At 64.5% G+C, this 7,552-nt stretch carries 6 protein-coding genes; all 6 read left to right on the top strand.

The window, feature by feature from the left end; translation table 11 throughout:
* The first annotated feature begins 242 nt into the window (after positions 1 to 242).
* The 6 genes from WCB02_RS23365 to WCB02_RS23390 all read left to right on the top strand — a co-directional run bounded on the left by WCB02_RS23365 (position 243) and on the right by WCB02_RS23390 (position 7,426).
* Positions 243 to 1,112 carry a GntR family transcriptional regulator gene (locus WCB02_RS23365; protein WP_423961853.1) on the top strand — a complete coding sequence of 290 codons (870 nt, stop codon included), beginning with the start codon at positions 243 to 245 and terminating at the stop codon, positions 1,110 to 1,112.
* A 117-nt stretch (positions 1,113 to 1,229) separates the two neighbouring features.
* Positions 1,230 to 2,255 carry an ABC transporter substrate-binding protein gene (locus WCB02_RS23370; RefSeq protein WP_423961854.1) on the top strand — a complete coding sequence of 342 codons (1,026 nt, stop codon included), beginning with the start codon at positions 1,230 to 1,232 and terminating at the stop codon, positions 2,253 to 2,255.
* Positions 2,236 to 3,060: an ABC transporter ATP-binding protein gene (locus WCB02_RS23375; protein WP_423961856.1), complete on the top strand. Its 825-nt coding sequence runs from the start codon at positions 2,236 to 2,238 to the stop codon at positions 3,058 to 3,060. The genes WCB02_RS23370 and WCB02_RS23375 overlap by 20 nt, the downstream gene beginning before the upstream one ends.
* A gap of 5 nt (positions 3,061 to 3,065) precedes the next feature.
* On the top strand, positions 3,066 to 3,935 hold the full coding sequence (locus WCB02_RS23380; protein ID WP_423961861.1) for an ABC transporter permease: 870 nt from the start codon (positions 3,066 to 3,068) through the stop codon (positions 3,933 to 3,935).
* Positions 3,936 to 3,939: 4 nt separating this feature from the next.
* On the top strand, positions 3,940 to 6,276 hold the full coding sequence (locus WCB02_RS23385) for a DUF3604 domain-containing protein (protein WP_423961857.1): 2,337 nt from the start codon (positions 3,940 to 3,942) through the stop codon (positions 6,274 to 6,276).
* A gap of 217 nt (positions 6,277 to 6,493) precedes the next feature.
* Positions 6,494 to 7,426, top strand: coding sequence for an N-carbamoyl-D-amino-acid hydrolase (locus tag WCB02_RS23390; protein WP_423961859.1), 933 nt, complete (start codon positions 6,494 to 6,496; stop codon positions 7,424 to 7,426).
* Positions 7,427 to 7,552: the final 126 nt, after the last annotated feature.

Below are 7,552 nucleotides of genomic sequence, written 5' to 3' on the forward strand. Positions count from 1 at the left end.
GTCTCCAGCAGATCGAGGTGAAAGCCTGTTGGCAAGCCATTGTCGATCATCATGGTGAGACCGGTCTGGCGTGGTTTGATGGTGCTGCGCCCGGCCGGAAGGGCGACGAACGCAAACGGCGCGACGGACATGGGTCGCCTTTCCTGAGACGGGGCCGAAGGGCCCGAGCCAAAGATGTGTAGCTCTATGGCTATTGACATGTAAAGCAATACATGGCGCTGTAGGGGCGGTCAGGAACCGTGATGGCAAAAACATCGCTTGCAGAGCCCGCGCCGCCGCCTTCGCGGCTCGGCGATATCGCGTCGATCGCGGCGGCGTTCGCTCGTTCGTTTTCGCCAGGCGTTCCCCGCTACCTTCAGCTGCAGAACGCCATCATCGGACTGATCCAGGCGGCGGAGCTGCGCGCGGGCGTGCAACTCCCGCCGGATCAGCAACTGACCGGAGCGCTCGATGTCAGTCTGGGCACGGTGCAGAAGGCCTTCAGCGGGCTCGCTTCCGACGGCTGGATCAGCCGCGAACACGGTCGCGGCACCTTCATCGCCCAGCCGCGGCAGCCGGTCACCGATCTCTGGCATTATCGCTTTCGGGACCCGCAGAGCGACGCGATGCTGCCGGTCTTTTCCCGCCTGCTGAAGCGGCGCAAGGTCAAGAGCGATGACGGCCTGCGTCGCGCGCTCGGCAGCGATCCGCTCGGCTACATCGATATCGAGCGACTGGTCGATATTGGCGGCAAATTCTCCTGCTACAGCGAGATCTGGCTGCCGGCGACGCGCTTCTCCCGCATTCTCGCGCTGCCGGTCGCGGCATTCGACAGCGTCAACCTGAAGAGGCTGTTCGCCGACGAATTCGGTGCGCCGACCATCAGCGTCGAGCAGTTCATTCGCGCCGATTGCCTGTCGGCCGAGATGGCGCGGCTGCTCGATGCGCCCAAGCGCGGATCCGCGATGGTGCTCGAAGTCACGGCATTCAGCTATGGGCGCGCGCCAATCTCGTTTCAGCGCATTCATATCCCGGCGAGCGACTATCCGCTCGATATCTCACCGATCACCGCCGCGCCAAGGGTTGCGCCAAGGGTTGCCACAACGGTTGCAACGCGGGGCGCGCGCCGATGACGCGATGCGGACGACCATCGTCCTGCATCGCCGCCGCAACCGGCAAGAAGCCGGAGCCAATACACGGAAGCGCTCATCTCAGAGGCCGTCTTGCACATGAGTTCGTGGGAGTCCAAAATGAGATGGAAGACATCGCTTGATGCCGCGATAAGGTGCGCGGTCTTTGGCGCGTTGCTGGCGGTCGCTTCGAGCGCCGGCGCGGCTCGGGCCGAGACCGGCACGGTGAGGGTCGCCACCCAGTTCGGCCTTGCCTATCTGCCGTTGATCGTGATGGAGCACGATCATCTCTGGGAGCGCCAAGCCGACAAGCTCGGCGTCAAGATATCCGCCGAATACATCCGTCTCGGCGGCGGCAGCGTCCTCAACGATGCGCTGATCTCGGATTCCGTCGACATGGTCGCCGGCGGCACCGCGCCGATGCTGGTGTTGTGGGACCGCACCACCACGTCTTTCAAGGTCAAGGGCGTCGCCGCGCTCAATTCCTCGCCGATGGATATTCTCACCAACAAGCCCAACGTCAAGTCGCTCGCCGATTTCACCGCGGACGATCGGATCGCCGTGCCGTCGATCCGCACATCGTTCCAGGCGCTGGCGTTGATGGCGGCGGCCGAGCGGACATTCGGCCCGGGGCAAGCCAGTCACCTCGACAGCCTGACGGTCGCGATGCAGCACCCCGATGCGGTTGCGGCCTTGATGTCGCCGAACAGCCCGATCTCCGGCTATGTGTCGAGCTCGCCCTATCAGGAAATCCTGCTTGAGCATCCCGGCATCGGCAAGATCACCGATTCATTCGCGGCGTTCGGCGGGCCATCGACCTTCAGTGTGGTCTACGCCAAGGATGCCTTCGTGCAGAACAATCCGAAGGTGATGGCGGCATTCTACGCCGCGCTGCGTGAAGCGTTTGCCTCGATCGCCGCCGATCGGAGCGGCACTATCGACAAATATCTCGCCGTGACGCACGAGAAGACCGACCGTGGCGTGCTGGAGGCCATTCTCGCCCGGCCCGATTTCACCTTCAGCATCGAGCCGTCGGCAACCCTGCAGCTTGCGCAACTGATGAAGCGCGTCGGTCTACTCAAGCAGGAGCCGACGTCCTGGAAGGACTTCTTCGTGGGAGCGCTCCATGCTGGTCAGGGCAGCTGACGGGATCGCGATGGAGCCGCGCGTGTCGGGGCATGCCTTGCTCGAGGTTCGTGACCTCGTGCTTCAGTACAAGACGTGGGAGCACCTGGTCACCGCGACATGGAACGTCAATTTCGACGTCTACGCCGGTGACCGTTTCGTGCTGCTCGGCCCATCCGGCTGCGGCAAGTCCTCGATCCTCAAGGCAGTCGGCGGCTTCCTGGCGCCGGTGTCGGGCGCAATGAAGCTGGATGGGCGGCTGATCACGGCGCCGGGGCCCGATCGGTTGATGGTGTTCCAGGAATTCGAACAATTGCTGCCGTGGAAGAGCGTGCGGGACAACGTGACCTTCCCGATGCGCGTGACCCGGCGTTTCCCGGCCCGCGAGATCGAGCAGCGTGCCGACGAGGTCATCGAGAAGGTCGGCCTCGGCCGGTTCGTCGATGCGTTTCCCCACACCTTGTCCGGCGGCATGAAGATGCGGGTCGCGATCGCTCGCGCGCTGGCGATGGAGCCTGCCATTCTGTTGATGGACGAGCCGTTCGCCGCGCTGGATGCGCTGACGCGGCGCAGGATGCAGGAAGAACTGCTCAGCCTGTGGCAGCAGACCGCGTTCACCATGCTGTTCGTCACCCATTCGATCGAGGAAGCGATCCTGGTGGGCTCACGCGTTCTGGTGCTCAGCCCGCATCCGGGACGGGTCAGGGCCGAATTCAACGCCCATCAATTCACGCTCGCCGACATCGAGGCGCCGGGCTTTGCCGCCCTGCAGCGTCGCATCCACGACATGCTGTTTCAAAAGCCCTTGGCGGAGCAGCGATCATGAGCCAGATGCTGACCGTACTGACCGTCCGTCCCGAGATTGACAATGCCGTCGCCGACGTGCCTGCCAATCTCGACGTCGAACGCAGGTTGTCGCTGCTCGAAAGGCTGCTCACCAACGCGGCCGCGCGGCGGGTTCTGCTGCTGGTTTGCCTTGCCGTGATCTGGGAGCTCTATGCGCTCCACGTCAACAATTCGTTGCTGTTTCCGCGGTTTTCCGAGACGCTGGTGGCACTGTGGAATGCCGTGGCGCACGGGCCGCTCCTCGAGCGGTTGGCGTCATCGCTGCGGGTGCTGCTGATCGGCTACGGGATCGGGATTACGTTGGCGGCCATCCTCGTCACCTTCGCGGTATCGACGGCGATCGGGCAGGATCTGCTGACATCGCTCACCGCGATGTTCAATCCGCTCCCGGCCATTGCCCTGTTGCCGCTGGCCATGCTGTGGTTCGGACTGGGGCAGGGCAGCCTGGTGTTTGTGATCGTGCATTCGGTGTTGTGGGCGGTCGCGCTCAACGCGCTGAGCGGGTTCACCTCGGTCAACGAGACGCTGCGCATGAGCGGGCAGAATTACGGCTTGCGCGGCGTACGCTACGTGATGCTGATTCTGATCCCCGCGGCGCTGCCGTCGATCATCAGCGGGCTCAAGATCGGTTGGGCATTTGCCTGGCGCACGCTGATCGCGGCCGAGCTCGTGTTCGGCGCCACCTCGCGCTCCGGCGGCCTCGGCTGGTTCATCTACGAGAACCGCAATGAGCTGGAGACACCCTCGGTGTTCGCCGGCCTGTTCGTCGTGATCATGATCGGCCTTCTGGTCGAGAGCGTGATCTTCCGCTTCATCGAACGCCGCACGGTTCGCCGTTGGGGCATGCAACGGTAACCTCATGGACAAGATTTCTCACAACCGCGCACCGCCATCGGCGGGGCCGCACCGTCCGCTGGCAAACTGGCAGCCGCAACCCTATCCGGTGCCGCCCGAACTCGCCGGCACCGCGACGGTTGCACCCGATGGTGCGGTCGAGGCCGGCTCATGGCAATCCTTCACCCTGATCTACACCGCCGGCAGGTTCGGCATCGACGATTCCGGCAGCATCAAAATCTGCTTCCGCTTCGCCTCCGACCAGACCAGGCCGCAGCTCGACGATCCTACAGGCCCCGGCTTCGTGACGGTGGAGGCGTCGAACAGCGCGGTGCTGGAGCCGCGCTTCGACTACAAGCAGAACACCCGTCCGTGGGATCGCACGCTATACATCAAGGTGGTGCGCGGATTCATGCGCGAGGGCGACACCATCACGGTGCGTTTTGGCGATCGCAGGCGCGGCTCGCCGGGTATGCGGACCCAGACTTTTGCCGAGCCGTTTTTCGAGTTCCATGTGCTGGCCGATCCGATCGCCTGCTACCATTTTGTCCCGGTCGCTCAGCAGCCGCTGATCGCGATCGAGGCGGGTCCGCGCTGTGGCTGGATCGCCGTGCTGCCGAGCATCGTCGGCCGGCCGGAGACGTTCAGCTTGCGGATGCGGAGCGAGGATCAGTGGGGCAACCCGTCCGGCAAGGGAGCCGTTGAACTGATTTTGAGCGCGAGCGCTCCGGTCGAGGGATTGCCGGCCGCGCTGTCGCTCGCGGAGGGACAGGCCACGGCCGTCATCGAAGGCCTGCGACCGACGCTGGACGGCGATCTGCTGATCGAGCTTCGCGCGCGGGGCAGCGGGCGGCTCGCCGTCAGCAACGTGATGCGGGTCGTCCCTGAGATCCCGCGGAGCCGGCTGTACTGGGCCGATTTCCATGCCCAGAGCGGCGAGACGATCGGGACCAACGCCGCGGAAGACTATTTCGCCTTTGCGCGCGACACGGCCTTCATCGACATCGTCGGGCATCAGGGCAATGATTTCCAGATCACTCCAGAATTCTGGAGCGAGCTTGATCGGCTGTACCAGCGCTTTGACGAGCCCGGCCGATTCGTGACCACCCCAGGCTACGAATGGTCCGGCAATACCGCGCTCGGGGGCGATCGCAACGTATTCTTCGCCGCGAGCGGCCGGCCCATCCGGCGGTCGTCGCACGCGCTGGTGGCGGACCACGCCGACCTTGCCACCGATTGCCACACCGCCAACGCGCTGTTCGCGGCGCTGAAGCGCGACGGCGAAGACGCTATCACCTTTGCCCATGTCGGCGGACGTTATGCCGATATCGCCGTGGCTCACGACATCGCGATCGAGACCGCGGTCGAGGTGCATTCGAGCTGGGGCACCTTCGAATGGATCGTGAACGACGCCTTCGACCTCGGCTACCGCGTCGGCATCGTCGCCAACAGCGATGGGCACAAGGGACGTCCGGGCGCCGAGGGGCCCGGCGCATCGCTGTTCGGAGCCTATGGCGGACTGACCTGTCTGCAATTGCCGGAGTTGTCGCGCCGCGCGGTGTTCGAGGCGCTGCGTGCCCGCCGTCACTATGCCACGACGGGCGCGCGCGTGCTGCTCGACGTGGCCGTCTCATTCGCTGGCGAGGCCCAGCTATTCGCGGCCGATCCCGCGCTCGGTCCGTCGGCGCATCAGGCGGTTGTCCGCGCGGCGATGGGTTCGATCGTCTATGCGGCGGCCGATACCGCAACGCTCGCCATCGCCGTATCCGCGGCGGCGCCGATCGAACGGATCGAGATTCGCAATGGCCGCGAAATCGTGGCCGTGCACCGGCCCTATCATGTCGATCAGTTGGGACGTCGCATCCGCGTGATCTGGAGTGGGGCCGAATATCGCGGCAGGTTCCGGATGACGGCATGGGACGGCGGCGCCGCGCTCGACGGCAATGCCTTCGAGCATGTGGCCGCCGTCAATTTTTTTAATCCGGATCGACCGCTGCAGCGGGATAGCGAGCATGCCCTGTCATGGCGTTCGATCACGACGGGGAATTTCTCAGGTTTCGACGCGACGTTGCGCGACGCGAGCGCCGGTCGCCTGGCGCTCGAGACGCCGCTGGGCAAGCTCGATATCCCGGTCACGGAGATCGGATACCAACCGTTGAGCTTCAGCTATGGCGGACTTGATCGCAAATTGACGGTCTATCGCCTGCCGGACGTCAATCCATGCCTGAGCGTCACGATCGAGCAGGTCATTTCGCTGCGTTCCGATCACGACAATCCGCTCTATGTCAGCGTCGTCACCGAGGACGGGCATCAAGCGTGGTCGAGCCCGATCTATGCGATTGCGCGCCCCGACTGGCTGTAGCCGCCCGCCCGCCCTGCCTTCGATTGAGTGCCTCGCACGAGCAATCCCGGATCGGCATGGCGACGACGCAGATCAGCCGTGATGATGCCGGCGCCGGTTCGGAATTGACTTCCCGTGCCGCGGAATCCTAACTGCTGGCTCCGGCCGAGAACGTCCTTCGACGGACGGCAGATCCTCGACCCCCCTTTACACGACCCCTCTTCCAAGGACGTTGTCCATGCGCGTTATCAATCTCGCCGCAGCCCAGCTTGGCCCGATCCAGAGGGCTGACAGTCGCGAAGCCGTGGTCGGGCGCATGATCGCGCTGATGGATGAGGCCAAGGCCGGCGGCGCCGATCTGATCGTCTATCCGGAGCTGGCACTGACGACATTCTTCCCGCGCTGGTACATCGAGGATCAGGCCGAGGTCGACAGCTGGTTTGAGCGCCAGATGCCGAATGCGGCGACGCAGCCGCTGTTCGAGCGCGCGGCGCGACATCAGATGGCGATGAGTTTTGGCTATGCCGAACTGACGCCGGACGGGCATCATTTCAACACCTGCATCCTCACCGACAAATCCGCTCGGATCGTCGGAAAATATCGCAAGGTGCATCTGCCCGGCCATTCGGAGTTCGATCCGGAACGCGCTTTCCAGCATCTGGAGAAGCGCTATTTCGAGCCCGGCGATCTCGGCTTCAAGGTGTGGCGCGCCCTTGGCGGCATTTTTGGCATGGCCGTGTGCAACGACCGGCGCTGGCCGGAGACCTATCGGGTCATGGGCCTGCAAGGCGTCGAGATGGTGCTGATCGGCTACAACACGCCCTCGGTCAATTCGCAGAGGAGCGAGGAGGGCCCGGAGAAGCGGCTGTTCCACAATCGCCTGTCGGTGCAGGCCGGCGCCTATCAGAACGCCACATGGGTGGTTGCCGTCGCCAAGGCCGGCGTCGAGGATGGCTTTCCGCTGATCGGGGGCAGCCTGATCGTCGATCCGAACGGCGAGATCATGGCCGAGGCCAGGACCGAGGACGACGAGCTGCTGCTGCACACCTGTGATCTCGACGCAACCGTGTTCGGCAAGACCACGATCTTCGACTTCGCCCGCCACCGCCGCACCGAGCATTACGGCCTGATCACCAGCCGCACCGGCGCGGTGCCGCCGCCGGAAGGCTGATGGGCCGGGTCGCGTCGACGCAATCGGGCAGCGTGAACCGAGCGACGGACGATCAGGTCGACGCGAACTGCACCGTGCCCAGCGCCATGGTCACGGCCGCCTGGGTCGGGTCGATCACGGGAATCC

Source organism: Bradyrhizobium sp., assembly GCF_049581145.1.
Lineage (GTDB): Bacteria > Pseudomonadota > Alphaproteobacteria > Rhizobiales > Xanthobacteraceae > Bradyrhizobium.